Source organism: Pseudoselenomonas caprae (genome assembly GCF_008271345.1).
Lineage (GTDB): Bacteria > Bacillota > Negativicutes > Selenomonadales > Selenomonadaceae > Selenomonas_A > Selenomonas_A caprae.
Window position 1 is genome coordinate 1 of record NZ_VTOZ01000014.1, and the last position, 26,824, is coordinate 26,824.

Annotated in this window: 20 protein-coding genes; 5 read left to right on the forward strand and 15 right to left on the reverse strand. The window is 49.9% G+C overall.

Annotation, left to right across the window (positions count from 1 at the left end):
* Positions 1 to 93: 93 nt before the first annotated feature.
* The 4 genes from sucD to FZ041_RS07780 are packed head-to-tail and all read right to left on the reverse strand — an operon-like array spanning position 94 to position 4,438.
* Positions 94 to 999, reverse strand: coding sequence for a succinate--CoA ligase subunit alpha (gene sucD / locus FZ041_RS07765; RefSeq protein WP_149189162.1), 906 nt, complete (start codon positions 997 to 999; stop codon positions 94 to 96).
* Between the two features lie 3 nt (positions 1,000 to 1,002).
* Positions 1,003 to 2,193, reverse strand: a complete 1,191-nt coding sequence (sucC, locus tag FZ041_RS07770; protein WP_149189163.1) for an ADP-forming succinate--CoA ligase subunit beta — start codon at positions 2,191 to 2,193, stop codon at positions 1,003 to 1,005.
* 22 nt (positions 2,194 to 2,215) lie between these two features.
* The gene (locus FZ041_RS07775; RefSeq protein WP_149189164.1) at positions 2,216 to 3,298 is read right to left on the reverse strand and encodes an iron-containing alcohol dehydrogenase family protein; all 1,083 of its coding nucleotides are present in this window, start codon (positions 3,296 to 3,298) and stop codon (positions 2,216 to 2,218) included.
* A gap of 12 nt (positions 3,299 to 3,310) precedes the next feature.
* Complete coding sequence (locus FZ041_RS07780) at positions 3,311 to 4,438, reverse strand: aldose epimerase family protein (protein ID WP_149189165.1); 1,128 nt, start codon at positions 4,436 to 4,438, stop codon at positions 3,311 to 3,313.
* A gap of 209 nt (positions 4,439 to 4,647) precedes the next feature.
* Here FZ041_RS07780 and FZ041_RS07785 point away from each other — a divergent pair, with 209 nt between their 5' ends.
* Positions 4,648 to 4,914 (forward strand): hypothetical protein, encoded by a 267-nt coding sequence (locus tag FZ041_RS07785; RefSeq protein ID WP_075445790.1) that lies wholly within the window; start codon positions 4,648 to 4,650, stop codon positions 4,912 to 4,914.
* A gap of 138 nt (positions 4,915 to 5,052) precedes the next feature.
* Here the strand turns inward: FZ041_RS07785 and pglZ are convergent, their stop codons facing one another.
* From pglZ to FZ041_RS07830, 9 genes are all read right to left on the reverse strand, one after another.
* On the reverse strand, positions 5,053 to 7,659 hold the full coding sequence (gene pglZ, locus FZ041_RS07790; protein ID WP_187626342.1) for a BREX-1 system phosphatase PglZ type A: 2,607 nt from the start codon (positions 7,657 to 7,659) through the stop codon (positions 5,053 to 5,055).
* A 218-nt stretch (positions 7,660 to 7,877) separates the two neighbouring features.
* On the reverse strand, positions 7,878 to 8,528 hold the full coding sequence (locus FZ041_RS14445; RefSeq protein WP_187626343.1) for a PBECR4 domain-containing protein: 651 nt from the start codon (positions 8,526 to 8,528) through the stop codon (positions 7,878 to 7,880).
* A gap of 350 nt (positions 8,529 to 8,878) precedes the next feature.
* Positions 8,879 to 12,472 (reverse strand): BREX-1 system adenine-specific DNA-methyltransferase PglX, encoded by a 3,594-nt coding sequence (gene pglX / locus FZ041_RS07800; RefSeq protein WP_149189167.1) that lies wholly within the window; start codon positions 12,470 to 12,472, stop codon positions 8,879 to 8,881.
* A gap of 576 nt (positions 12,473 to 13,048) precedes the next feature.
* Complete coding sequence (gene brxC, locus FZ041_RS07805) at positions 13,049 to 16,618, reverse strand: BREX system P-loop protein BrxC (RefSeq protein WP_149189168.1); 3,570 nt, start codon at positions 16,616 to 16,618, stop codon at positions 13,049 to 13,051.
* A 19-nt stretch (positions 16,619 to 16,637) separates the two neighbouring features.
* A complete protein-coding gene (locus tag FZ041_RS07810; protein WP_149189169.1) occupies positions 16,638 to 17,192 on the reverse strand; it encodes a DUF1788 domain-containing protein in 555 nt (184 codons plus the stop codon).
* Positions 17,193 to 17,202: 10 nt separating this feature from the next.
* Entirely contained in the window at positions 17,203 to 17,805 is a 603-nt protein-coding gene (locus FZ041_RS07815; protein WP_149189170.1) for a DUF1819 family protein, read from the reverse strand.
* Between the two features lie 262 nt (positions 17,806 to 18,067).
* Positions 18,068 to 18,748 (reverse strand): HAD family hydrolase, encoded by a 681-nt coding sequence (locus FZ041_RS07820; RefSeq protein WP_255449303.1) that lies wholly within the window; start codon positions 18,746 to 18,748, stop codon positions 18,068 to 18,070.
* Entirely contained in the window at positions 18,745 to 20,463 is a 1,719-nt protein-coding gene (locus FZ041_RS07825; RefSeq protein WP_149189171.1) for a putative bifunctional diguanylate cyclase/phosphodiesterase, read from the reverse strand. The genes FZ041_RS07820 and FZ041_RS07825 overlap by 4 nt, the downstream gene beginning before the upstream one ends.
* A 140-nt stretch (positions 20,464 to 20,603) precedes the next feature.
* Positions 20,604 to 21,884 carry an NCS2 family permease gene (locus tag FZ041_RS07830; protein ID WP_143092220.1) on the reverse strand — a complete coding sequence of 427 codons (1,281 nt, stop codon included), beginning with the start codon at positions 21,882 to 21,884 and terminating at the stop codon, positions 20,604 to 20,606.
* Positions 21,885 to 22,071: 187 nt separating this feature from the next.
* On the opposite strand from FZ041_RS07830, the gene FZ041_RS07835 reads away from it, so the two are divergent.
* Both FZ041_RS07835 and FZ041_RS07840 read left to right on the forward strand, forming a co-directional pair.
* Positions 22,072 to 22,728 carry a Crp/Fnr family transcriptional regulator gene (locus FZ041_RS07835; RefSeq protein ID WP_075445793.1) on the forward strand — a complete coding sequence of 219 codons (657 nt, stop codon included), beginning with the start codon at positions 22,072 to 22,074 and terminating at the stop codon, positions 22,726 to 22,728.
* Positions 22,729 to 22,748: 20 nt separating this feature from the next.
* Positions 22,749 to 23,228 (forward strand): hypothetical protein, encoded by a 480-nt coding sequence (locus FZ041_RS07840; protein WP_075445794.1) that lies wholly within the window; start codon positions 22,749 to 22,751, stop codon positions 23,226 to 23,228.
* 29 nt (positions 23,229 to 23,257) lie between these two features.
* Here FZ041_RS07840 and alr read toward each other — a convergent pair whose 3' ends face one another.
* Positions 23,258 to 24,367 carry an alanine racemase gene (gene alr, locus FZ041_RS07845; protein WP_149189172.1) on the reverse strand — a complete coding sequence of 370 codons (1,110 nt, stop codon included), beginning with the start codon at positions 24,365 to 24,367 and terminating at the stop codon, positions 23,258 to 23,260.
* 83 nt (positions 24,368 to 24,450) lie between these two features.
* Here alr and FZ041_RS07850 point away from each other — a divergent pair, with 83 nt between their 5' ends.
* On the forward strand, positions 24,451 to 24,852 hold the full coding sequence (locus tag FZ041_RS07850) for a NusG domain II-containing protein (protein ID WP_255449304.1): 402 nt from the start codon (positions 24,451 to 24,453) through the stop codon (positions 24,850 to 24,852).
* Positions 24,853 to 24,862: 10 nt separating this feature from the next.
* On the forward strand, positions 24,863 to 25,384 hold the full coding sequence (locus FZ041_RS07855; protein ID WP_149189173.1) for a Gx transporter family protein: 522 nt from the start codon (positions 24,863 to 24,865) through the stop codon (positions 25,382 to 25,384).
* A gap of 12 nt (positions 25,385 to 25,396) precedes the next feature.
* Here FZ041_RS07855 and FZ041_RS07860 read toward each other — a convergent pair whose 3' ends face one another.
* Positions 25,397 to 26,773 (reverse strand): sodium-dependent transporter, encoded by a 1,377-nt coding sequence (locus FZ041_RS07860; protein ID WP_149189174.1) that lies wholly within the window; start codon positions 26,771 to 26,773, stop codon positions 25,397 to 25,399.
* Positions 26,774 to 26,824 lie beyond the last annotated feature (51 nt).

The window sequence follows — 26,824 nt, forward strand, 5'->3', positions numbered from 1 at the left end:
CTGTACCGAGTTTGTTTTAACCACGTACGGACAGATAAACTGCAATTGAAAAACCTCGATGCAAATTGCACCGAGGCTCTCCCTATCCTTTATTCAGCAAGTATGGCATTCGTCGTAGATGCCTGCTTTTTTGAGCGTTTCTACCACCGTTGCGCCGATGTGGGCAACGGTATCAGCCACTTCAATACCGACGGCATTGAGGGCCTTGATCTTATCGGCAGCCGTTCCCTTGCCGCCGCTGATGATGGCCCCAGCATGCCCCATGCGTTTGCCCGGAGGCGCCTGGCGCCCCGAGATGAAGGCTGCGACCGGCTTGTCCGGCATATTAGCAGCAATCCACTTGGCCGCATCTTCCTCGGCCGTGCCACCGATCTCACCGATCATCAGCACAGCTTTCGTCTCGGGATCGTCCTTGAACAGCTGCAACGCATCGATGAAGTCCGTGCCTTTTACGGGATCTCCACCGATACCGATAGCTGTGGTCTGGCCAATGCCAGCCGCCGTGAGCTGGAAGGAGGCCTCGTAGGTCAGCGTCCCCGAGCGCGAGATGACACCGACATGGCCTTTCTTGTAGATATAGCCCGGGATGATGCCCAGCTTGGCCTCGCCTGCCGTGAGGATGCCCGGGCAGTTCGGCCCTATCAGTCGGGTCTTCTTGCCCTCCATATAGCGGCGAACCTTGACCATATCGAGCACTGGGATATGCTCTGTGATGCAGACGACGAGGTCGAGCTTCGCATCAACAGCCTCCATGATGGAGTCAGCTGCAAAGCGTGCCGGCACATAGACGACCGAAGCCGTAGCCCCCGTTGCTGCCACCGCATCCTTGACCGTGTTGAAGACTGGCACGCCTTCTACCAGCTGGCCAGCCTTGCCTGGCGTAACGCCAGCGACGATCTGCGTGCCATAATCGAGCATCTGCCGCGTATGGAACGTCGCAGCTTTGCCCGTGATGCCCTGAACGATGACTTTTGTATCTTTACCTACTAAAACACCCATGATTCACGCCTCCGCCTCTTTGACCAGTCTCACGATTTCCTCAGCACCGCCCTCCATGGTCGGCGCCATGATGACATTCGCTATTGGCGTATTCCGCAGGATCTCACGGCCGCGCTCGACGTTAGTGCCCTCCAAACGGACGACGACCGGCACGGGCAGGCTCTTGCCGTCCGGCGAGATGATCTTGGCCGCCTCGACGATGCCCTCGGCCACGAGGTCGCACTTGTTGATACCGCCGAAGATATTGACGAAAATCCCTTTGGCCTGACCACCATCGAGCATGATCTTGAAGGCCTCAGCAATCTTCTCGGGCGTGCTGTCGCCGCCAACATCCAGGAAGTTAGCCGGCTCGCCACCATAGTACTTGATGATATCGACGGTGGCCATCGCCAGGCCGGCACCATTGACCATGCAGGCCACATCGCCGCCCAGGTTTACGTAGTTGAGCGCAGCCGCTGCAGCCCGGCGCTCCTTCGGATCTTCCTCGGTCTCATCCCGCAGCTCCTCGATATCGGGATGGCGGAACAAGGCACTGTCATCGAAGTTCAGCTTGGCATCCAGCGCCACGACATCATCCGCCTGCGTGACGACCAGCGGATTGATCTCGGCCAGGCTGCAATCCTTGCCGACAAAAGCATTGTACAGGCAGCCCATAAGTTTTGTAACCTTACGGATAGCTGGCTGCGGGAAGTGCAGCGCATAAGCCATGCGCGTCGCCTGGAAAGGCGCGAGGCCTACGGCCGGATCGATGTACTCCTTGAAGATCTTGTCGGGCATCTCCGCCGCGACCTTCTCGATCTCCATGCCGCCCTCTTCCGAGCCCATCATGACGACGCGTGCCGTCTGGCGGTCGATGACAAAAGAAAGATAGTATTCCTTCTTGATTGCCGAGCCTTCCTCAATCAACAGGCGGTTTACCTTCTTGCCCTCCGGACCGGTCTGCTTTGTCACAAGTGTCTTGCCGAGGATCTCCTTGGCATACTGCTCCACTTCAGCCATATTCCTGGCCAGCTTGACGCCGCCGGCCTTACCACGGCCACCCGCATGAATCTGCGCTTTGACAACAACGATCTCCGAACCAAGCTTCTTTGCATTCTCGACTGCCTCTTCCACACTAAACGCTGGTAACCCATTCGGTACATTCACACCATATGCTTTCAGGATTGCCTTGCTTTGATACTCATGGATATTCATAATCACGCCTCCCCGCTACGCATTACCTTTTATTATACTGTTCCAGTTCATTAGCCGCCCGATGCAGCATGTCCTGCGTGATCCTGTACGGCAGGATCTTCACATCCTGCTTCTTCTCAGTCGCCTGGAACACGCGATGGATATCCTCCTCACTGGCGCAGATATCCCGGCGGCTGGTCGGCAGCCCGATCTTCCGGCAGAAATCATAGAACCGCGCAAACTCCTGCTGCTGGCCATCGCATAGAAGCAGCAACAGGATGCCATAGGCCGCCAGCCCGCTGTGCTTCTGGCAGCCCGCCTCGCCCGCCGTGATATTCGTCAGTTCGGTGAACAGGGCATGAGCGATATGGCCGTTGTACTCCGGCGCAGCTAGATTCGACACGAGCCCACTCGTCATGACAATGGCGAGCACGACCTCCTCGAAAGCCTTCGTCGCCGCATGTGCCTTGTTGTCGGCTACGGCCTGCTCCCCATAGGCATACAGCGGTTCCAAGCACATCTGCGACAGAGCAAGCCCCATTCCATCACTATGGCAGAGCGTCTTGCCGCGCGAGGCAATCTGCGCCTCGTAGAATTTCGCCATCGTATCGCTGATGCCGCGCAGCAGGAATTCGACAGGTGCCTGCGCCAGCATCCGCGTGCAGAGGAATACATGCACCGGCGGCTCATCGGAATACGCATACTCGCAAAACGTGCCATCCGCATGATAGATGGTGGCGATGCTGGCCGCTGCGGCACAGCTCCCCGCCACCGTCGGGAAGGTGAAGAACGGCTTGTGCTGCAAATGTGCGACCTGCTTAGCTGTATCGATGGCCTTGCCGCCGCCCACAGCAAAGATCATATCGGCGTCTTCAACGGCCTGGTCGCGGCGGAGCTTTTCGATGTTTTCATAGGAAGTCTCCCCGCCAGCGAGCAGGAAACCCGTAAACTCGAGCCCGACCCCATCGACAGCTGCCGCCATTTTCGCCTGCGCTGCCTCGATGCCCCGGCGGCCACCGATGACAACCACACTCTTGCCATAGCGCGGACAGATCTCGCGGATCTTTTCATACGCCTCTACCCCGATCGTATAATCGGGAAAGGTCATAGTATATCTGCCTTGCATCGCAACGCCTCCTCAGTCTTTCGGGCTCAGGACATAAACGGTCTGGGCCTTCCAGGTTTCACCCTTTTTGAGGATAGGCTGCGGGAACGCCGGATTCGCCAGCGCATTGGGATAATACTGCGTCTCAAGGCAGAAGCCCGTGCGGTACTGGAACTCGACGCCATCCTTGCCCTTGATGCCGCCGCAGAGGAAATTCCCCGTGTAGAACTGGATGCCCGGCTGCGTCGTATAGCAGGTCAGCGTGAGCCCTGTCTTCTCCGACTCCGCATAGGCTGCCTTCTTCAAGCCTCCCTTGATGTAGTCGATGGGGCAATGCGGATCGAAGCCGAACATGCCTGGCTTCATCTCGACCATAGCCGGTTCATCGCGCAGCACCCAGTTATGGTCATAGCCCTTGCCCATCTGCAGCTCATCAAAATCGTCATCGATGTGCTCGCCGATGCGCACCGGCTCACGCAGATCCATCGGTGTCCCGGCCACATCCAGGATACGACCATCAGGCAGCGACTCTGCATCGGCCCAAGTGTATTGGTCCGCAAAGATCTGGATTTTCTGATCGAGCACCGGGCCGGCTGCAAAGCCATCCAGGTTGAAGTACGTGTGATTGGTCAGGTTGCAAATTGTGTCCTGGTCACAGGTCGCTTCATAGCTGATAGACAACTCATTGTCATTCGACAACGAATAGATAACGTTTACCGTCATATTTCCCGGATAGCCGCCTTCGCCGTCCTTGGCCTGATAGGTGAACTTCACGCCCTCGTAGATTTCCTCAGCCGTCCACAGCTGATCGTGGAAGCCCTGAAAGCCGCCATGGATATGATTCTGCATCTGCGAGCCCGTATTGCGGTCCAGCTGATACTCCTTGCCGCTGATCGTAACCTTGCCACCGGCGATGCGATTGGCATGACGGCCCACGACGCCGCCCATGCTCGTATCGTCCTTTTCATAAGCCGCGGCATCCGCATAGCCCAGCACCACATCGATGAACTTCGCCTGCGGCCCCATCACGCGCCAGCTCACCAGCCGTGCGCCATAAGTCGTGATCTTGGCCTCGGTGCCTTTCGTATTGCGCAGCGTATAGAGTTCCACTGCCCGTCCATCACTGAGTTTGCCGAATGCTTCTTTTCTGATAATAGCCATGACATATCCCTCCAGGACTCCTATTGTGAATTGCCAACGATTTCAAACAATTCTATACATCTCTCACTTTACTCTATTCATTATTGTTTGTCAACCAAATTGCCACGTCATTTATCGCGTCATTTATCAAGCGGGAAAATTTGTGCTATAATAGCTACATATCCGAAAACTTTAAGTGAGTATCTGGAAGTTTCAAGGGGGATTATTTTATGAAAGAGAAAAAAGCCTATATCTTCTTCAACTGCGATGAAGAAAAAAGCCGGACATCCATGAATGTGTTCTACAATCAGGAAATCTACCGCGATCTCAAGGGAGCGCGCAAGGCACTGCTCAGCAAAGTAGAAGCAGAGCAGGCTGCCGGCCGTATCCATATCGCTGACATGGATGCAGTCCAGCAGGCCATCCTCACCGGCGAGCCGACCGACGCCTCGGCTTTCATCCAGTACGGCGCCATTGAAAGCTTCACGATCATCTAAAAAATCATCCCAGCAATCATTCTCGCTTATCTTAAAAATACATGTAACCAAAAGGCGCTGTGGATAAAATGCAAAAGCATTTTATCCACAGCGCCTTTTTATTACATATCTTTAGGTACTATGGCTCCCCACCACAAGTCATTCCATAAAATTGAACTCTTCCTTCTGGAATGCCGTATCAATCTGGAACTCGACCTTCTGTACCACTTCGCTTGTGTCTGCATTTTGAATAACGAGGAAATACTGGGCACTACGGCTATAATCGCCTGCCTTGAGGTTGAAGTTACAGCGGAATGAACGGTCTGTGCTTTCCGGGCTGACCTTATCGGCTATGATGCGCTGAACGTCACTAATGGCATTATCATAGGCATCCGTAAAGTACACATCATAGTTTGCCGGTACAAAGCCGGAACCTGCAGCCTCGACCTGATAGAAGTTCAAGCCAAAGTCCATATTGCTGACCTTATGGCCGGAACTTAGGAGTCTCACCTGTACCGGCTTCATGGCGTACTGCTTCCGATTCTTCCTAAAGGCCGCCGAATCTGAGCGAACATGCTTAAATTCGAGAACTGGAACCACCATTTCCTGAAGGCTCACACCGCCATGGACAAAGTTCATGCCGCTGCCCTTGACCTTGAGCCGTATCTGTTCCTTGGGAGCGAAACCCTTGAAATCACCATTTTCCGGCATGAAATTCACAGCCAAAAGATGGTCTGCCTCGGCCTCCTTGTCTGTAATAACATAACGCCGGGACAGCTCAACAATATCTTCCTTAGCAAGGCCGCTGCCTGCCTTGCTATCTTCTGCCAGCGGCCTGCCCGTATAAAGGAAGCCATGGTCAGAAGTCAGGATGATATTGGTACCGCCAAACTCATTGATGATAATGCGCACGAGATTTTTTAGTTCATCAATCGTTTCATGGCAAGCCGTAAAGACCTTCTTATCATCGGTATGGCTGGCAGCATCAATGGTGTCATGGTAGATATAGACTACTTCCATGCCTTTGACCTTCGCTGTGCGCTCACTGCGTTTCATCAAGTTCAGTTCAGATGCCTTCAGTGCAACGCTCTTGGGATTTGCTCCCTTCAGTATTGCATCACGATTACCGGCATCCGTTGACTGTCCATCTGCGAGTACCGCCAAATTGCCACTGCCGTCCAGCTTCACAGACAGATTTTCATGGGGCAGTAATGCAGCCATGCCAAATTTCGTAATGCTCGGGAACATGGACTGACAGCTTCCAAGGTTCACTTCACTGGGGATCTCCCTTGCCAGTTCATCAGCGAGCGTTGCGGCCACTTCATAGCGCATAGCATCCGATATTACGACAAAGATACGGTACTTTGCACCAGCCACTTTCGTCTTGTAGAAATCCGTCTGTTGAGGAATCTCCTGTATCTTGCCGAACTCACTTAAATCATGCGCTATATTCTTTGTCCAGTTTTCACCCAACTGGGCCAGATAGTCATTGGTGTAATGGTTCTCGACCATTTCCGAGAGCTGCTTATAAGCATCATCCAAAACTTCCGGCAGGTTTCTCCCCAAAGTCTTAGCAAAGGCAGCATGGAATTTGCGGTAGTAACTATCCATGCGATAGTAGTTTCCGGTATAGGCCTCCCATACTTCTCGGGGATTGGTCAGATGGAAGCCAGTCCGATGTTCCTCGGCAAAGGCAAGCATATTGCCATATTGCCAAAGCCCTTCATACAGGCTTTCCCATTCATCGTACCAGAAAGCACTCCGGCGGCGTTCACATACTTTGCGAATAGTCTCGGGATGCACAAGGTTGTCAAGGCAGTCCTGCAGCAGACGCTCTAAAACCACCCCATCAACGCAGGGAAGCAGGTCAAAGCTCCCCAGTTCATCTAACGACAAGCCTTTCAGACGGTGAGCAAAATTCAAGGCTTTTTCCACCCTCTGCGCTACCGGCTGAAATTCCCTTCTTCGCACACCGTGCATCCATTCCGATATAAAGTCAAAAGCATATGTTTCAAATCCATCGCCTTTGAGGGTTTCTATTTCCTTGAAAGCCCGGTTGGGCAGCACACGGCTGGCCGCTGTTACAAACAAGTAGAGCAGCAAACGAGAAAGGTTACTTCCATCCTTTTCATCGTAACCAGTAATCTGCCGTACCATAGACCAGAAAACGCCTGTTAAGTTGAAGCTCTCCAACTTCTGATAAGCTTCGTTTTCCTCCATAACCGTTCCGGCAGTAAGGACTGCACGCAGTATATCGCCCACATCAATGCTCTTGCTCTTTACCAGCACCGCCATCATACCAAGCATAATTTTTGATTGAGTGTATTCGCCTACGCTGATATTGATAAACTGCTGTCTGCGTTCCCGTGCATTGAAAAACTTTCGATACTGCTTCAAAAGCTTCCGATAAGAAAGCTCATCCGGGATTTTCGCCTCATCCATCCACATGGATATAAGGTCAGCCCGGAAGCTGCCGCTGGCAATTTCAATATCCAGCAACCAGTTATCCTCTAATGACTCATAATCAAAGGGCACATACACCAGATAGTTGCTCTCTAGGTCATCATGGGAAAGTATTTTCTTGGTCAAAAACTGATTCTTTCCCGTAAGTTTCAATACCTTGGCATTATCCAGCGATAGCGTATCAATTTCCTCGGCAAATTCTCCCTCCGGGTCATGCCAGAATATAATGTGCCGTTCATAGTATTCTTTTAACGGCAGGGCAAATCTCCGATTCAGCTCCTGCACAATTTCTGCTATATCCATATCTATGTTCCTATCTACAATCTCTATATTCAAAAACATAAACTTTTTGGCTCAAAAATAGCCCAAGGCCATCCAGCCTTGGGCTACGAGTCTACCAGCATTTTTCGTTTGGCTTACGCCTAGTCAGGCTTTGGCTCAATGCAAACCGTGTAAAAAGACCTACTCTGGACACTTCCCTAACCAAGCCTCCAGTATCAACGGTGAAGATATAACTCGCTTTAAGAATAGCATTTTTCCCCTATGCTGTCAATTCTTACTTTGTCAGCAATATTTTCGTCCAGCATAGGCAGCAACACATCTGGAAACTTTTTCATCTTATCTCTATAGGTTATTTTTGAATATTTGGCACCTATATTATCGAGATTTTTCTCTAAAATAAAATCAACAAATTCTCCGCTATCACTATTCTCAATAGCCTTGTCCTTTACCCGTAAAGAACGAGGAATATATACATTTTCAGGAAACTTATTGATAAATGTTGGCTGTGCTACGCCTAGTGTAAATTCTAAATTTGTTAGCCCTAATTTATAAACCAAAGTATTTGTTTCCATATCACGGACTATGCAAACTGTTGAATCGGTAAGCTCTGGCAATCTAATTAAGCAAGGCAATTTCTTTTTTGCCTTTTTCATAGTCTGCCTTGGCGTAAATTGTATTTGCTTATCAGTCAAACTCTTATTCAAAGCATTTTTGTAAAAATCTTCCGCAGGCAGTGATGAATCAACACCTGTTAAATGCCTGAAACAACCTACGGCAAACAACAACTCAAAATATTGTTCACCACAAACGTACATATAAATTTTGTTTGCCAGCAACGAATATTGATACGCCGCTTTAACTATTTGTTCCCTAATTTTATTATCTGCCATAGAACCACCAAAAAAGGAGAACAGACAACTGCTCTCCCTTATAATTTCTTTTTCGAGAGTTTTCTGCTGGCCGTCAGCCTTGTGCCATCGCACGTTCTGGTGTAGGTTTAACCCCCTACGCAGGTACGACATTCTGCTTGCCGCCAGCCTTGTGCCATCGCACGTTCTGGTGTGGATTTTGATTTGCTCCACTCACAAACCGGCTTTTTACGATGCTCTCACATCGGAAGCATCTCTACTTCACTTATAGTATATCATTATTGTCCCCGGAATTCAATAAAAATCACCTTCTGAACCACGTTTATGCGTAGCTTTTGAATTGTCCACTCACTGTGTGGACAATTCAGCAGTTACTTTATCTTCGCCAAAATATCTGCAAAGAGGGCGTAGTTATGCTTCACGCCGTCATCGAGATCGATTTCCTGCCGCAGGTCAGCGTAGTGGTGGATTTTTTCCTCGTAGACATGGATTTCGTCAAACTGCTCATGGAGCTTTTTGAGTTCGCGCTTGCACTTGTTCTTGTCTGTCTGACTGGCGGCGGTGTCGATGCGGTTCTGGGTGGTTTCGATACGGGTCTTGTAGAGTTCCTGCTGTTTGTAGACGTAGTTCGTCCGCATACGGGCAAGGGTGTCGCGGTCATAGCGATGGAGGTAGACCAGCGCCTTGAAGCTGTTCTTCTTCCCGGCATCAAAGAGCCAGTAGATCGGACGCTTCTGGTAACGCTTGCAATGGTCGGAGTAGAAGTCATTGAGGAAGTAATTACGGATCACCTCACGGGGAAGCCCCTTGCCGCCGGAGAGACTATCGGCAATGAAGAGTAGATTATCCATAAAGTTCTCCTTGCCAAAGGCAGCAGAGAGCCATGCACAGAAGCGGTCTACAATATCATCCTCGAAGTATTCATCATCACAAATCGGGATAATGGCATCCTCGTCCGGGTGGTAGGTTTCATATTTTGACGGGTCAAATTCCCCTCCGGCACAGATAAGCCCCGGCTCGTCAAGGGAGTAACGGCCAAACATACAGCCTACGGCGTAGGAGATAAGGGATTTCACCACATCCTCACGGGTCAGGACGTAGTTATTGCCCTTCATGCTGTCGGGGATTTCCTCTTTGGTGTCGTAAATACGGGCTACGGTTACATCTTTGTCGGCTACGTTTGGGGTCAGTTCGTCAGATAAACCGTAAATGTCAATGAAAATGCGGTTGAGTTCTTCTTCATTCGCTTTAAGTGTGTCAAAACGCGCATTGGTAGTCTGCTGGTAATTATCATAGGCTTCGCTAAGGATGTTTGAGCCGTTAAGCAATGGGTGCTTCTTGAAATCCCAAGATGTTTCAAAAGAATCCCAATCTATTTTAGTTATATTGATATTACTTTTTACTTTTTCTATAACATTTTCTTTAGCATTTTCTTTTAAGATGAACGGCAATTTATTCATATCTGCATTTTGGAGTGATAACGTTGGGTTAATTACACTTATAAAATAATGATTAACCTTCGAATTAAGTAGCCCCAAAATATAATACATTTTTTCTTCTTCTGCAAACAACATCGGCCCCTTGTTAGAATCAAACGTATGACATTGACTATACCGGAATGAATTGGTTCCAGATGATAAAGCCGTCCATGTTATTCCCTTTTCAAAATAATGTTCTATTCCTGTGAATCTTACCGCCTTATTGATTTTATAATACTCTCGCAAGGCTTCCCCATTATTTTCAAACAACACCACTAAATCATTGTTTCCATACCAATTTCTAAATTCTCCTCCTTTATTATGAGGAAACCATTTTTTCTTACTATTTTTTGCTTCCTCAATATTATTACTGTCAATAGACATATTTTCAAAACTTACTTCATGCCAATTTCGTAAATACAGTTCATTATTTCCTGTGGTCAATCCCCTAGTAACATGACAAACATTTTGTAGATTAGGATTATCAAAGTCATTTGTAAAATTTTCACTTACCCAATATGCAATAGGACTTCCTGGCACTTTTTTAAAATTTCCAGCATTAGATTCAAAATACATATGCTCCTCATGGCTACAAATAGCTTCTAATGCTTTCTTTCTCTGAACTTCCATCCCTCCCCGATAGTCAACCAGTCGCAAGTATGTTCCTTTCTTGTTAGCATAGATATTATGCAAAACAAACGTACATATTGGAACAGTAGCTTCTTCAAACGCAGAATACTCAAATTGTATCAGCGTTTCGATTGTTTTTTCTTCGATAAATAATTTACGCATTTTTTCATACGAAGAAATAAACATCCATACATACGGAGAGAGGAAACCTGCGTAACCATCATCTTTAGTCATCTCTGTAAATTTGACCATACAAACAGAAAATAAGTCAAATCTGTAATCAGGATAGTGCATCTTTACATACTCAGAGAGCCTCATCCCCATATTCCCACTACCCATATACGGCGGATTCGTCACGACTACATCATACTTCTGCCCCATAATCTGAGCCTGTTTCACCAGCCCCGGCAGTCTTTCGCATACTTCATGCAGCCAAGCAGCCATGGACAGGTCAAGGACGCTGTTTTCCTGCAATTCCTTGATATAGGTCAGCAGTGCTCCATAATCTTTTTCTGCTACATCAAGAATGGAGCCGTATTCCTTGGCATCTTGGAATTTCTCAATCAGTTCATCCGCGAGCTGCACAAACTGGCTTTCGAGATTCAACTGCTGGGCACCGCTCATATCCATATTAAGCTCTGACCACTTGCCAAGACCATTGCTTTCCTGAATGGCGCAGAGGTTCGGCTCGATACGCTTCACCAGTATGCGGTGGTTATAATGCCATGCGCGCATCATTACGGCAAAATAAGCCAGCTGATAGGCTCTATCGTCAATATCGAGGCCATAGAGGTTATTTTTCAGGATAAGCTCGGGGATGTCCTTTTCCCGATAACCGGCATCCTTATAAATCTGCACCAAGAGGTCAAATGCGTACACGAGGATGTGGCCACTGCCCATGCAGGGGTCAATCACTTTGATTTCCGTGGGATTCAGGTCTTTGCGGCTCTCGCGCAATTCTTTTAGTTTTGCAGCCACTTCCGGCTCCTGCTCGGCCTCCGGCAGATAATATTTCCACTCATAGCCTTCGGCAAGCTCTTTTTCACTCTTGGTGTCATCTGCCGCGCATTTATGTTCCGTCCAGAGTCTCCCCAGCGAATTTTCCACCATGTAGCGTACAATCCAGTCCGGAGTGAACAGCTGGGTAGCGGCAGGGATATTTTCCTTGCTGACCTTGATATTTTTCTTCAAGGCCGCAAAGACAGCATCCTTTGGTTCGCTGTTGTAATACTGATAGAGCCAGCCGATAATCTGCACTTGGTCACGCCAATCGTCTTCCTCTATCTCCGTTACCATCTTATGGATAACACTGCCTTCACGCAGAAGATTATCCGGGAGCAGAAGCTGTGTATAATCCTCTATCTGCTGGAACATGACCGGCAGGATGCTCCCCAACGCATTGCACTGGGTGATGAGCAGATACTTATAGAGGTCTTCTGTGGCATCCTTTTCCTTCAGGTCAAACAGGACGGACTTATCCAAGCCATCCAGATTTTCCATGGTCAGGCATTCGTCAAGAATCTGTGGCGCAAAGGCACCCTCACGGCTACTAAATACCCGTACCCTTGTCGGCAGTACACCGTTGACCTCCATGTAGCGGAGAGCAGCAAAGCGGTTGAACCATGTATAGGCGGCTTCCTCCATGACGTTCTGGAAGCCTTTTTCCTGTACCTTCAGGACAAGTTTTCTTCTCCTGCGGCGTTCATCTTCCGTGAGCAGCCTGCCATTTACCTCCCCGGCATCGGGATTAGCCTGACTTTCCCCATCCACGCCGTAGTAGTAGGCTCGCTGCGTAACACGCATGATTAACTCTGTACGCGCCCATATCGCAAATTTCTTGATTCTATTCTTATCCATGGTACAAAATACCCCTATCTTTGATTTTCGAAAAATATCCTGACACCTGTTACAAAAGCTCCGACAATTTCACTATCATCGCATCTATTGACGTTGCATATAATGGATGATTGCCATTTTCATATGAATTTAAGTATTTCTGGCATTCTTCTTATTCTTCTCCAATATAGAAGCACATAAACTCGAAGATGGCGTATCTAAGCGGTACCGTTCCAAAAACCTTTTTTCAACGGGAAACATTTTTATATAGTGTATACCATGACGGTTTCCATCTTTGGTCGTAGAGCGTGGCGGCAAAGGAAAGTATTGATCTTTCGCCAACATTTCCTGGTCTATTTTTCTATATTCATGAAGCAATGATTCTTTAATGGATACTATCTTCATAAAATACCTCAGCAATCAAAAAAGTGAAAGGAAGCACATGGCCTCCTTCCACTCTTACACGTAGACGATATTCTACATTTAAGCCCCGTCGCCTGCGGAGGCTATACATACAAGTCCATTATATTCTACCCGTAATGGCCGGGAAGCATATATGCTTATCATTATGATAGCATATATCTATCATTTTGACAATTATCTTATCTTGATTTCATCTACTGCCGACAGCTGTGCTTCCAGCTCTTTGGCCACCTTATTCAGATAGCTTTCAATTTCAGCCGAAGAATGCAAGGTTACAGCTGGGAATATGGTCTGACGGTAAAGCGTTTTGGCCTTTGGCGGTTTTATAGGTGTTGCTGGCTTCTTTTCCGGCTTTGTCGGCTCAGCCTTTTCCTTGAGCTTCCGCTCATGGGAGTCTATGGTACTCTTGATGCTTCTGACGGCTTTATCCTGATAGTCAAACAGTCCTTGTGCTACACCTTGCAGTTCCAAGATGCTCTTGTTGGCTGCTATCTTTTTCCGCTGGGAGAGATAGTAGCCGTTAGCCAGTTCAATCTGTTCTTTCACATAGGCTGTATTTTTGCCAGCAGCATGAATGCTGTTCATGCACTGATTGATTACTTCATAGTTCTTCTGACGATAGTTTTCCAATAGTGCTTCGTGTGCCTTGCGGACATCGGCAATCAGGCCGGTCAGCTCGTGGATGCGGCCATAGTCGTATTCCTGTGTGTCCGATACCTGCAAAATAGCACGGATTTTATTCAGCGATGCTATGGCCTCCGGGGTTTCCTCCAGATAATCCATATCTCGGGTCATATTCTGTTCAAAGTAAAAAGCCTCATCAAACAGGCTGACCTGACTTTCAAAGAAGGATTCCACATCGTCAAGCGAATCCATAATCTCTTCAAAATCATCACGGACAGCAAGCAGCTCATCTACCAAGGTGATGTTATCTATCTGTTTGGCAAGTACCCGATCAATAAATTCCGTGGCTTTGCCCAGCACCATTTTCCCCGGATATTTTACCGCGTGATAGCCGCCATAGCGTATGAGCAGCTCCTTGTAGTGCTGTTTTTGAATCTTGAACTTTGTGAGGATAAATTCCACCAAGCCATTTTCATCCTTGGGAATATCCATAATCTGCAAATATTCTTCAAGGAAAGATACTGCCGCATCTATTTTCTGGGCGCTCATCATTTTGTGCTTCTGTACCAGCGTCTTACCTATTTCCGTACGTTTACGCAGATAGTCAATGATGTTTGGGTCACTGGCTCTTACGGTATCACCACCGTATTTTACGGTAACTTTTTGATTGAAGATAAGCACAGCCATACAAGCAGCAATATCAATTTCTCGCCAACCGTAGGGAATATCCTGATAGCGCTTCTGAATATCGCCCATCGTGGTTCTTTGCTTCTGCTGCAGACGAAGCTCCAAAAAGTCTTCTATCTTCTTGGCTGCTGTTGCATTTTCTTCTTTGCCTGTATAGAGGGCTAACTGCGAATTCCCCTTGAGAATATCTGCAATTTCCTCATTGTTTTCTACATGATGGGTGATGAGGTCATAATTCCTATACACGTGGGTAACCAGATATTCAAACGCCTGATTGATTTTATTCTTGGCATCACCGGCACGAAGGCTTATCTTCTCGCCGTCTACATAGTAAATGCCCTGCTCGATAGCCGTGGCCAGTTCTTCCATGACTCGTTCTTCGAGCCTTCCCGCATTTGCTTCCTGTATGGCAATGATCCCCACTGCTGCAGCTGACTTTACTTTACCGGCATTAATATTCACGTACTGCCGGATGCGCATAGCCTCTTCCAGCAATTCGTAATATCGGGATTCCTGCGACAGAACGACAATGGCCCGGCCTTTTGATTCCGTGATAAGGCGCAGTTCACTTTCCGTTCTGTCCGAATCACTGGTCAGAAACTGGATAAGAATATCGCCTTGATTGCCGCCGATAGAAAGGTCATCTACCATGCCGATAAAGGTGAAATCACGCACATCATAGCGGTATTTTTTGGCCGTATAAATATCGCCAAAAATAAGGCTGCCGATTCGCTCGGTTATCTTACTGGTGTCTACGTTAGTGCTATCAATTTCTCGCTGAATATCCTGTTCTTCATCCGTAAGGAATTTGAACACATCCCCTGTACGGCCAATATAATGCTGTTTCAGCAGGCGCTCCAAGGAGGCATTGATTTTCTGACGGCTATTTACCTTGTCCATATCCAAGCTGTCAGCCATCAAAATCATGATATTGTCAGCGTTACCTGGCAGGTCATTTTCTACATAACGAATGAGATAGAGACATTTGAGGACATCGACATCGTAAAGTTCCAAACCTGCATCATTATTCGCTGCTTTCTCACAGCTATCAATGACACGATTGATGGAGCTGTCCAGAAAACCTCTCATGGTGTCATAAAAACGGTAGAAGGGAGCAAGTGCATACTCGTCCTTTGTTTGTATCTGTATAGCAGCCTCTTGGAAACTGGAGAGCATAGAACGCTCACCGCCAGCTAAGTGCTTACCGGTATTGCCGTGTTTGCGAACCTCGTAGAATACCTTCTGCAGCAAAACAAACTGATAGGGGACAAAAGGATAATTTGCTGTAAAATCTGTTTCCGTTTTGAAGCCCTGCAAATTAGCAGTAGCATTCTTGAACAAGAAAAGGTTATCCAAAGATGCCTGCGTCTCTTGATATGCCTTGGAGAGGGCAGCCTTACCTTCATCATTTTTGGCAAGGATTCGCCGCTGAATTACTTCATCAACAGAAGACGATGTGAGGGACAGACGTGTCTTGAAACGTGCCATGATGCGTGAGAACTCATCCTGACGTACCTTGACCACTTCATCCAGTGCTTCCTGTCCCGTAGCAATAACCCATACCTTGCCGCCGCATTCCGACCCCAGCTTTTCTGTGAGGGACTGGAAGTTTAAGAGCATGTCCGTATCGGTACCGATATACTGTCCAACCTCATCCATCATAAAGAGCAGACGGTAGTTGTCCGGCTTGGTGTCCACATAGGCCTTGATTTCACGCACCAGCTGGGCAATGCTGATTTCTGCCTTTTCCGTACCGTTGAACCAATCACGAGCAGACTGTTCACTCATGCCCAGTACACGACCTAATACCACGATAATATCATCTTCAAGGAAGCCAAATACATCTCTGGATTCCTTCCAGCTATCACCATGAACGTCTGCAAATACTTCTTGAAATTCTTCCCATTTGCCCTGCTGGCTGACAAATTGCTCCAAGCGGGCAGTCTTTAGGTCTTCACCATAAAAGCCAAGGTGATTGTAGAACATCTTGGCAAAGACGCGAAGCACTGCTGTTTTCGTCTTATCGCTGGGGCCTTCTATATCAATATTAAAGAGGATGGCATCGGTATTTCCCGTAGCCGATTTTTTTATCTCCTCCTGAAGCTCCGGCACATCTTTGAGCTTTTCGATAAAACGCTGAGAGGTGCGTTTGCCATTTACTTCCATATCCGAAAGCAAATAGGACAGCATTTTCAGAAAGTGAGATTTACCACTGCCGAAGAACCCCGAAATCCATACACCCATATCAGCCGTTGGATTGTCGTACGCCTGACAATAATATTTAAAGAACGCCTTAAAGTGTTTGCGGAGTTCATCGGTTATGACATACTCGTCCAATTCCTGTTCAATAACATCTGTGTCCTTCTGGTCAACTTTAATAACTCCATTTATAGGACGGTTGATGTTTTTCTCAAAGATATTTCTTATTTCCATGCCTTGCTATCCTCTCTGATTATTTGATATTGAATGCCCGATAGTAGGGATTTGCCTTCAGGCAGTTGAAAAGCCGCAGTTCATGTCCATCATACTCGCCTGGATAAAGGACAAAGATGGGCATGTTGGAAAAATAGGGCTGTATAGCGTTAAGCAATTTATGAATACGCATAAAGGGGAAAGCACTGCCTATGCCAGTAATGAGAATTACGTCCTTTTCTCCGTGTGGTTCATATTTCATTTCCGATATGAAGGCATCCACAGTAGCAAATTTCTGAATTTCTCGGAAAAGACCTTTTGAGCCTTTCTTTTCTTCCAATTTGGGTATGACCTTCATTATCTTTTTCTTCTCACATAGAGAAAGGAATATCTCATAGAGGTCAAAAACCTTCAAATTACAGTTCAGCTTTGAATCTCTCAATTTTTTCACAAAGTGCCGGACTATCTGCTCATCTTCTGGATGATAGCCGTAGATGTGTATGTTTTCTTCATTGGAGAGGCCAAACCCTTCGATAACTTCGGAGCTGTTCATCATGCGACGAATCTCATCCAATTTTGCTTTTGTATCACTCATAGGTTCTCCTCTAATTCACATTGAATGCTGGCAACATCCACTCATCATGATTTCGTTTTATTATCTCTGCTACCTGTGATGACAGGCTGATGGGCTGAAGCTTTTTCGCTCTGGGATTCTCTAAATACTCATTCTGTACCAAGATATTCATCAGGACACTGCCAATCCTTCCTACGGTAGAATCACTCCAAGCCGCTACCTGTTCATTTTGTTCAGTCAAATGCAAAAAGAAAATATTTACATCGGAGCGACTGAAATTCGGATTATGCTGCCTGAATTTTTCGCCTACCACTGTGACCATAAAATCTGCCACTAAGCGGCTGTCTTTCATCATAGCATAAAGGCAGAGCTGACGAGCCGTCTGTACCATTTGAGTAGCAATGATATGTATTGCTTGTTTGTCTTCTATACCTTTCAGCCTACGGACACATGGCCGGATTAGGCTACGTACAGATTTTTCCGTTGGAAGCTGAAACAAATTTTCTTTTTTTATTTTCTCGTAAATTGCTGCTTCATCCAGACCAGTGTCCATAAGCTGCGCCACGATGCGTGTTTCCTTGAAAAGGAATTGCTCTCTGGTCAGGCTGGCACTGTAGCTATTTGCTGCAATCATAAGTCAACCTCGCTTATTTCAACCTATGACAATGTGTCACAGGTTTATTTTTTTTAAGTAAACACATTTTCTTATATATCTATACTGGCATTTTCATAATTTTTACCATTCTATTTTAATGGTTTAACAATTTGTTGTAAATGTTCGCTAGCATAGGATGGTAAAAAACAATTCGGGATGAATTTCATCCCGAATTGTTTTAGGCCTTTTCTTTTTTCTTGTCTTTCCTAAAATGCTGTTGTCTGATCTCCGTTAAGGTCCTTCACTTCGTCTCTTCACATTTTTCAATATCGATTTCACGGATATCATCAACAATGCGGTCTGCAAGCGATAAATCCTGCGCTCCCGAATGCGGATTGCGGAAGGCAATGCAGTACATGCCAGCCGCTTTGGCTGCCTTGATGCCGTTCGTCGTGTCTTCAAGCACATAGCAACGTGCAGGCGGTACGCCAAGACGCTCCGCTGAGATGCGATAGATTGCAGGATCAGGCTTGCTCTTCGGCAGCTCACCGCCTGAGAGCACCGACTGGAAATACTGCCGTATACCGAACTGATCGAGCACTGTCTCCATAACCACCTGCCAGGACGACGTCGCCAGCGCCAGTGGAATCCCTGCCGCATGAAGCCCGCGGATAAGCTCCACAGTCCCCTTGACCGGCTCGATTGTGCCGCTTTGCAGCACCTCCAGATAATGCTGATGCTTATACGCAACCATCTCTGCCGGCGTAATATCTGTGCGGCCCGACTTGGCAATTACCTCACCAAACATAACGTCACTTGTACGGCCCATATAATGGATGAGATCCGCCTCCTGGAATTCCAGCCCAAAATGCTGGAATGTGTCCATCTTGACACGCGAATGGATTGGCTCGCTATCGATGATGACGCCATCCATATCAAAGATAAAAGCTCCTGCCTTAGTCTGCAAAAAAATCTCCTTCAATCATCCATCTCCAAACCACCCTGCTTGCGGATCAGGAATTCAGCAAACTCCTTCTCCGACAGCGGCCGTGAGAAATAATACCCCTGCATATCCTCGCAGCCAATGCTGGCCAGATATGCCAATTGATCCTTCGTCTCGACGCCTTCGACGACAATTCCCATCGCCAGCTTCTTCACCATCGCGACGATGGCTTCCATAATTGTTCCCGCCCGCGCAGACTGACCGACCTCACGGACAAATGACCGGTCAAGCTTGATGCCATCGACAGGCAAATCCTTGAGCATATTGAGCGACGAATACCCGCTGCCAAAATCATCGAGCAGCACTATGAACCCATGTTCCCGCAATTCACGGACACAACGAGCCATCTGATGCGGATTATCTGTATAGGCACTCTCATCGATTTCCAGCCGCAGCATCTCTGGTTCCAACGCATAGGTACGCAGCAAACCAAGCAGAAAATCCAGCATATCCGTAGCATAAAAATGCAAACGTGAAACATTGACTGACACAGGTATGACCGTCCCTGTACGCTGCTTCTGAGCTTGAAGGAAGCGGCAGACCTCCGTCCAGACAAAGCGGTCCAGCCGCGAGATGAAGCCATTGCGCTCAAACACAGAAATGAACCGGTCCGGCGGGATCATGCCATGCGTCGGATGCTGCCAGCGCACGAGGGCTTCCGCTGCGACAATGCGATCCGCCTTCAGGTTGCAGACCGGCTGCAGATAGACGCAGAACTGCCGCTCCAGCAGGGCAAACTCCATGTCGCGGACAATCATCTGCTCCTCAAACATGCGCTCCCGCATGCTCTTGTCATAGTACGAATACCGCGTCAGATAGCTTCCCTTGACATTGTTCAGAGCCATGTTCGCGCGATCACACATCTGATCCACCGGCAGGAAGGCGTTGTCTACCGGATAGATGCCTGCATAGAAAGCGATATTGTGGCTGATGCCGAGCGACTGGATCGTGCTGTCGAGCCCCTCCATGATGCTGTCCATATCGGCCTGGGACGCCGGCAGGCAAAGGGCGAAGTGATCGGACTCGATACGGCCGCAGGTTCCCGTCTCACCAGCCAATACCTGGAAATAGATTGCCGCTGTCTTGAGCACGAGATTGCCCGTATCCAGGTGGAACATATCGTTGATCACCTTGAAACAGCTGATGTCGAAGAACAGGATGTTATAGGCAGTATCCTGATTCTTCTGCAAGAGAGACGCAGTCTTGCGATAGAACGTCTCCCGGTTGTCGATGCCCGTCAGCGCATCCTTCTCGATGAAGCGGTGCATTTCGACCAGCTGCTCGTTCTGCGCCACCTGCGCGACCTTGCGCCATTCGTTCTCCTGCCGTGCCATGACATTCTTGATGCGGCAGCGCACGATGGTCGGATTATAGGGCTTGGCAATGAAATCAGCCGCCCCCATCTCCATGGCGCGCTCCTCGCTGGAGCCGTCATTGCGCGCCGTCACGACGATGACAGGGATCTGCGCATAGAGATCGTTGCGCTTCATTGCTGCCAGCACTTCAAAACCATCCATGACCGGCATGACCAAGTCAAGGAGGACTATGCTCACGGATTGAGCGGCCAGAACCTCCATGGCGTCCTGCCCATTGGCGGCCTCCACGATCGTATATTCCTCTTGGAAAAACTGGGACAGCACGACCCGGTTTATTTCCACATCATCTACAATCAGCATCACAGGTTTTGCATCCACATTATCGCCTTCTTTGCTCATAAACTCTAAGTATATAGCTATCATCATTATACTACACTTTTTTATACGACAAAAGACTTCGGCTGATTTTGTAGGGATATCAACCGAAGCCTTTTTGTCAAAAGCTTTATGTAAATTCTTTAGAACCCTGCCTGGAAAACAAGGTTCAAGAGGAAAAGAAAGCCCAGCATGTACCCCAGCACATGAACCTCACGGGCACGGCCATTCATTACCTTTAACAAAGGATAAGCGGCAAAGCCAAAAGCCAGGCCCGTGGAGATGCTGTTCGACCAAGGAATCAGCACGATGACGAGGAAGGCAGGAAACCATTCCGAAAAATCATCAAAATCCACATTCTGAAGCTGCTGCATCATCATAGCACCCGTGATGATAATGACTGGTGCGATGGCAGCCTGAGGTACAAACGATAAAAGGGGGATAAAAAACAGGGACAAGGAAAAAAGTACCGCAGCCGTCAGTGCCATAAGACCTGTGCGGCCACCGCTCGCGATGCCGGCTGCGCTTTCAGCGGCCGCCACCGTCGGGCTCGTCCCCAGCAAACTCGAGAACATGGTCGTAAAGGCCGAGCCCTCGAAAGTTTTCTTGAACTTGCGCTGGTTGGGAAGGATTCCCTCCAGCAGGCCCATGGTCTCAAAAATCATGATCATGGACATGGAAAATACCGATAACAAGAACGGTATGCTCAGCATCTGCGAGAAATCCGCCTGCAATAAGAGCTCCGGATACCGCGACAGATGTGCCAAATTGAGATCAAGCGGCACCTCGTCATGGATGCCGAAGAAATACCCTACCAAACTCGTCACGATGATGGCGATGAAGAAGCTGCCCATGACACCGCGCAGATAAAGCGCCAGGCTCAATAGCAAGCCGAAGATCGCCAGGAGCGCCACGGGATTCGTCAGGCTGCCGAGCTCGATGATTGAGCTCGTGCCCCGCTGGATGAGTTGGGCCTTCACCAGGCCAATCTCCACGAGATACAGGCCGATGCCTGCCGTGATCGCTGACTTCAGCGACGCCGGTACAGCCTGGCTCAGGCGCAGGCACCATTTCGTACAGGCCACAAACGCAAAAATCAGTCCCGATACCAGCGATATCGCAATGGCTTCGTGCCAGTGCAACCCCATGGTGACGCAGACGGTATAGGTGAAGAACGCGTTGATTCCCATGCCCGGCGTCAATACGATCGGGGCATTGGCCACAAATGCCATGAGCAGGCAGCCAATGACCGACGAAAAGATCGTGGCAAACACCGACAGCTCAGCAGGAATACCTGCATCGGCAAGAATCAACGGATTGACGATGATGATATAAGAGATGGCAAAGAATGCCGTGACTCCTGCAATCAACTCACGTTGCCAGATGCTCCGCTTCCGCAGCGCCCCGCCAAACAAATCCCGCATGGCGCGTTCTCCTCCCTTCGTATTCATTCTCTCTGCTTATTAGTCTACACATCTTTGCGCCAATATAAAAGGACAGGTGTCTCAATACAGAATAAATCCGAACAAAACTCTCCCAAACCGCATTTCCCTCTTCGCGAAAAATATTATATAATAGAAACTGATTCATTATGACAGAAAGGACTACGCTATGAAGCTTGAATACCTGATTGAGCACATGCCCGAAGACATCAAGAGACAGACCACCCACAAGGTCTTCCTGCCCGGCGAATCCCTGATGCGCAAAGGTGAGCGTGCCACCCACGTCTACCTGCTGACACGCGGCAGCACACGCGTATCCAACGAATTCGCCAGCGGCCAGCGCTATACGTTCGCCTCGCTCGACACGCCAGATCTCATTGGCGATCTCGAGGTCCTGTCGGGGCAAGGCGCCTATGCGGCCTCGAACGAAGCCGTCACGACCTGCGAGGTCATCGCCATGAGTGCTGAAACCTTCCTGCAATGGATGCGCATGGACAGCGAATTCGCGCTGACCGTCGCGCAGATGCTTGCTGCCAAGATGTATCCGACCTCGAACGAAGCAGGCCGCGTCAAGTTCCTGCCGAGCCTTGAGCGCCTGCATAGCTATCTCATCAAGCGCCTCGGCACCATCGAGGCCGATACCTTCATCCTGCATACGAGCCGCCAGCAGATCGCCGACGACATCGGTACGAGCGTCAAGACCGTCAACCGCGGTGTCGCCAAGCTCAAAGAAGCGGGGCTCATCGGCCTGCTCCACGGCAAGATCTCCATCAACAAAGAACAACAGAAGGCGCTGCACAAAACCTTCCACGATCTCATCGACTAAAGAAAGGACTATCCATTCACATGATTGTTGCCATCAAGCGATTCTTGTTTTTCGGCGGCATCATCCTGATGCTGGCTGGCGTATTCGGTCTATCCTTCATCTGGAGCATTGACCATCGCACAGCTGAGAGCCTGTCCGCCTACTGCCGCATCGATTTCCAGAGCTCCCACACCGAAGCAGGCGAGCTCGAAGGAGCGGTGCTTACGCTTTGGGACTGGCGTTATGACGGTGCCGAGCTCAAGCCAGAGGCCATCCTATACACCGATGGCGACGCCTGGGAGATGAAAGCCGCCGTCAAGCAATCACCGCCCGGCACCGATGCCGACCACCCCTATCAGAATGAAAACAAGCTCTTCGTCGAGCTGCCACGCGCCAGCCTGCCTGCTATCCGCAAGGCCAGCGAGATCCGCTTCCGCTTTTACTACGACAACGGACAGACCATCGACCTGCCGCTGAATGCGCCCGACCTCGAATACTGGCGCCGGCAAGTTGCGCAATAAAAAAACTTCCCCGGCTTGGGGAAGTTTTTTTACTCTGTATATACACGCGGCACCCTGGGCGATATAAGGCAGGGAACCTCGTAATTTATCGTGCCGAGCCAGCCCGCTGCCTCATCGATGGACAGCGTCGGGCTGCCAAACAGCGTGGCGACATCACCGATGGCGACATCAGGGATATCCGTCACATCGACCATGACCTGATCCATGCAGATGCGGCCGGCAATCGGCGCACGCCGACCATGGATCTCGACCGCTCCCTGCGCACCATAGGCGCGGATATAGCCGTCGGCATAGCCGATAGGCAGCGTCGCAATGCGGCAGTCACGCTCAGCTATGAACGCGCGCCCATAACCGATGCTCTCCCCCTTACGTAGGGTCTTGAGCCAGACAACGCGCGCCTGCAGCTCCATGAGCGGCCGCAGGTCGATAGGATGCGTGACCTCCGCCGAAGGCCAGAGGCCGTACTGGATGACGCCAGCGCGCACCATATCAAAATGCGCCTCTGGAATCTCAAGGATAGCTGCCGACTCCGCGATATGCTTGATTGCTAAAGGTATGCCCCGACCCTCGACCGCTGCAATCGCCTGCCGGAACTTCACGAGCTGCTGCTGCGTATAACTCTTGTCCTTGCAGTCCGCCATCGAAAAATGCGAGAACATGCCCTCGATCTCTATGCCCGGCAGAGCTGCGATATCAGCTGCCAGCGCACCGATTTCCTCAGGACGCACACCAATGCGCCCCATGCCCGTATCGACCTTCAGATGCACCTTGGCCCTGCGCCCCTGCCGCACCGCCTCGCGCGACAAGGCGTGTGCCAGCTCCCGGTCACAGACAGCCTGCGTGATGCCATAGTCGACAATATCCTTTGCATCCTCAGGCATCACGAGTCCCAGCAGCAGGATCGGCGTCGTAAAGCCCGCTACCCGCAGCTCGATACCCTCTGAAAGCGTCGCCACAGCCAAATAAGAGGCCCCGGCCGCCACAGCGGTCCGCGCCACAGCCACCGCACCATGGCCATAGGCATCAGCCTTGACCACAGCGCAGAGTTTCACTCCCGGTTGCAGCTGTTTCTTGATTTCGCTATAATTATGCGCCAACGCACCCAGATCGATCCGGGCCCAGGCTGGACGATTCGGCATATCTACTCGCACTCCTTTTGCTCCTGCCCTAACGGCTCTTATACGGTTATTAAGTATAGCAAACTCCCTAAGGAAAGTCTATAATGGTGACTATGATGAAAATGCTGAAAAGAGCGGATATCCTGCTCATAATTATCTTGTTATTCCTGTCTCTGCTGCCCCTGCTATTCCTGCCGGACAGTCAGACCTCTGCCGTCTATGCCGATATCACGATTGACGGCCAGCTCTGGCGGCGTGTGCCGCTAAGCGCCCACCATGGGCATGAAACCATCACGGCCAGAACGCCTGACGGCCACTACAACACCATCGAGATTGACGATGATACCATCGCCGTCCAGGACGCAGACTGCCCAGACCACATCTGTATCCAGCAAGGCAAAGCCCAAAAGCCCGGCGACATCATCGTCTGCCTGCCGCACAAACTCCTCATCGAAGTCAAGGGTACCTCCCCTGACGGCACCACCGCTGTCCTTCCCGCCAGATAAAGGAACCACCATGAACCACACACACAGACTCGTATATATCGCCCTGCTGACCGCCCTCTCCCTTGCGCTCTACCTGCTCGAAGGGCTCATTCCCATGCCCTTCCTGGCACCGGGGGCCAAGCTGGGTCTCGCCAACCTCATCACGGTGCTCGCCCTCTACACCCTGCCCCGCTGGCAGGATGCCGCCGCCATCCTGATGCTGCGCATCCTGCTCGCCTCGCTGTTTGGCGGGGGGCCCACCGTCATGCTATACAGCCTCATCGGCGGACTGCAGAGCCTCGTCATCATGGTCATCCTGCAGCATACAGGCCTCTTTTCCCCGCTGGGCGTCAGCAGTGCCGGCGGCTTCGTCCACAACCTGGGCCAGCTGCTCACCGCCACATTGCTCAGCGCCCATGCAGGCCTGCTCGTCTACCTGCCCATCCTGGGCCCCTGCGGACTTGCCACAGGCTTTCTGATTGGCTATACCGTCCAGCAGATACTGACCAAAATACAAAATTGGCCATCGTTGACGATGGCCAAAGAAAAATAATATTTGATTGTCTTACTTGCTGAAAAACAGCGCATAATACCCGTTGACAAAGATGACGAGTACGATGAGCGGCAGGATATACGTGACGTAGAAGCGCACGCAGGTCGGGAAGGCCATGCCCTTGCCGGTATTAGCCTCCTGGATGAAGTTATCCCAGCCCCAGCCGTAGCGGCTCGTGCAGAAAGCAAGATAGACCAGCGAACCGAGCGGCAGCAGATTGTTGCTGACAAAGAAATCCTCCAGATCGAGCACACCCGAGCCTGGCCCCAGCGGCTGGAAGCCGCTCCAGACGTTGAAGCCGAGCACGCACGGCAGCGACAACAGGACGATGACCGGAACTCCCCAGCGAATGATTGTCCGGCGATCCTTATGCAGGAGCTCGAAGAAGCAGACGATGAGGTTCTCGAATACCGCAATGACCGTCGACATCGAAGCGAACGTCATGAACAGGAAGAACATCGTGCCCCAGAGACGGCCCAGCGGCATCGCATTGAAGACATTCGGCAGCGAGATGAACAAGAGATTCGGGCCGCTGGCCGGGTCGACACCATAGGCAAAGCAAGCGGGGAAAATGATAAGCCCCGCCATGATGGCAACGAACGTATCAAGCAGTACGACCCAGACTGCCTCGCCCGTCAGGCGCTTTGTCTTGCCGATGTAGCTGCCGAAGATGGCCAGTGCACCGATACCGATGGACAAGGTGAAGAACGCCTGTCCCATCGCCGCGAAGATGACTTCCTTGAGGCCGAATTCCGCCAGCCGTCCAAAGTCCGGATAGAGATAGTAGCGCAGACCTTCCTCGCCGCCCGGCAGCAGGACACTGTGGATGGCCAGCACGACCATCAGCACGAGCAGGCAGCTCATCATCGACTTCGTGATGCGCTCGACACCGGCCTGCACACCGAGATAGCAGACACCACCGCAAAGCACGACAATCGCGACCATATACCCCGCCATTGTCATCGGGTCCTGCAATAGCGCTCCAAACACGCCACCAACGCCTGCCGCATCAAGTCCTGAAAGGCCCCCGGACGCCATCTTATACAGATAGTACAGCATCCAGCCCGATACCGTCGTATAGAACATCATCAGCAACAGATTGCCCGCGATGGCTCCATACTTATAGAGATGCCACTTCGTGCCCCTCGGCTCCAGCGCATCGAACGACATCGCCGCGCTGCGGATGCTCGCACGGCCCACGGCAAACTCTGCGACCATGATAGGCAGGCCAAGGATAGCCAAAAACACCAGGTAGATCAGCACAAAAGCCGCGCCGCCGTACTCACCCGTGATATACGGGAAACGCCAGACGTTCCCTAGTCCGATTGCACACCCCGCCGACACCAGGATAAAGCCCAGACGGGTCGAAAAACTTCCTCTTGATTCCAATAAAACACCTTCTCTGCAATAATATAGGAACTGTCATATGCCAACATGTAC

Coding starts and splice junctions, on each gene's coding strand:
- FZ041_RS07785 (WP_075445790.1), top strand. CDS start 4,648: ATGAAAGAGAAAAAAGCCTATATCTTCTTCAACTGCGATGAAGAAAAA.
- FZ041_RS14445 (WP_187626343.1), bottom strand. CDS start 8,528: ATGGCAGATAATAAAATTAGGGAACAAATAGTTAAAGCGGCGTATCAA.
- brxC (WP_149189168.1), bottom strand. CDS start 16,618: ATGGAAATAAGAAATATCTTTGAGAAAAACATCAACCGTCCTATAAAT.
- FZ041_RS07815 (WP_149189170.1), bottom strand. CDS start 17,805: ATGATTGCAGCAAATAGCTACAGTGCCAGCCTGACCAGAGAGCAATTC.
- FZ041_RS07840 (WP_075445794.1), top strand. CDS start 22,749: ATGATTGTTGCCATCAAGCGATTCTTGTTTTTCGGCGGCATCATCCTG.
- FZ041_RS07775 (WP_149189164.1), bottom strand. CDS start 3,298: ATGCAAGGCAGATATACTATGACCTTTCCCGATTATACGATCGGGGTA.
- FZ041_RS07830 (WP_143092220.1), bottom strand. CDS start 21,884: ATGCGGGATTTGTTTGGCGGGGCGCTGCGGAAGCGGAGCATCTGGCAA.
- sucD (WP_149189162.1), bottom strand. CDS start 999: ATGGGTGTTTTAGTAGGTAAAGATACAAAAGTCATCGTTCAGGGCATC.
- alr (WP_149189172.1), bottom strand. CDS start 24,367: ATGCCGAATCGTCCAGCCTGGGCCCGGATCGATCTGGGTGCGTTGGCG.
- FZ041_RS07810 (WP_149189169.1), bottom strand. CDS start 17,192: ATGAGTGATACAAAAGCAAAATTGGATGAGATTCGTCGCATGATGAAC.
- pglX (WP_149189167.1), bottom strand. CDS start 12,472: ATGGATAAGAATAGAATCAAGAAATTTGCGATATGGGCGCGTACAGAG.
- FZ041_RS07855 (WP_149189173.1), top strand. CDS start 24,863: ATGAACCACACACACAGACTCGTATATATCGCCCTGCTGACCGCCCTC.
- FZ041_RS07835 (WP_075445793.1), top strand. CDS start 22,072: ATGAAGCTTGAATACCTGATTGAGCACATGCCCGAAGACATCAAGAGA.
- FZ041_RS07850 (WP_255449304.1), top strand. CDS start 24,451: ATGGTGACTATGATGAAAATGCTGAAAAGAGCGGATATCCTGCTCATA.
- sucC (WP_149189163.1), bottom strand. CDS start 2,193: ATGAATATCCATGAGTATCAAAGCAAGGCAATCCTGAAAGCATATGGT.
- FZ041_RS07780 (WP_149189165.1), bottom strand. CDS start 4,438: ATGGCTATTATCAGAAAAGAAGCATTCGGCAAACTCAGTGATGGACGG.
- pglZ (WP_187626342.1), bottom strand. CDS start 7,659: ATGGATATAGCAGAAATTGTGCAGGAGCTGAATCGGAGATTTGCCCTG.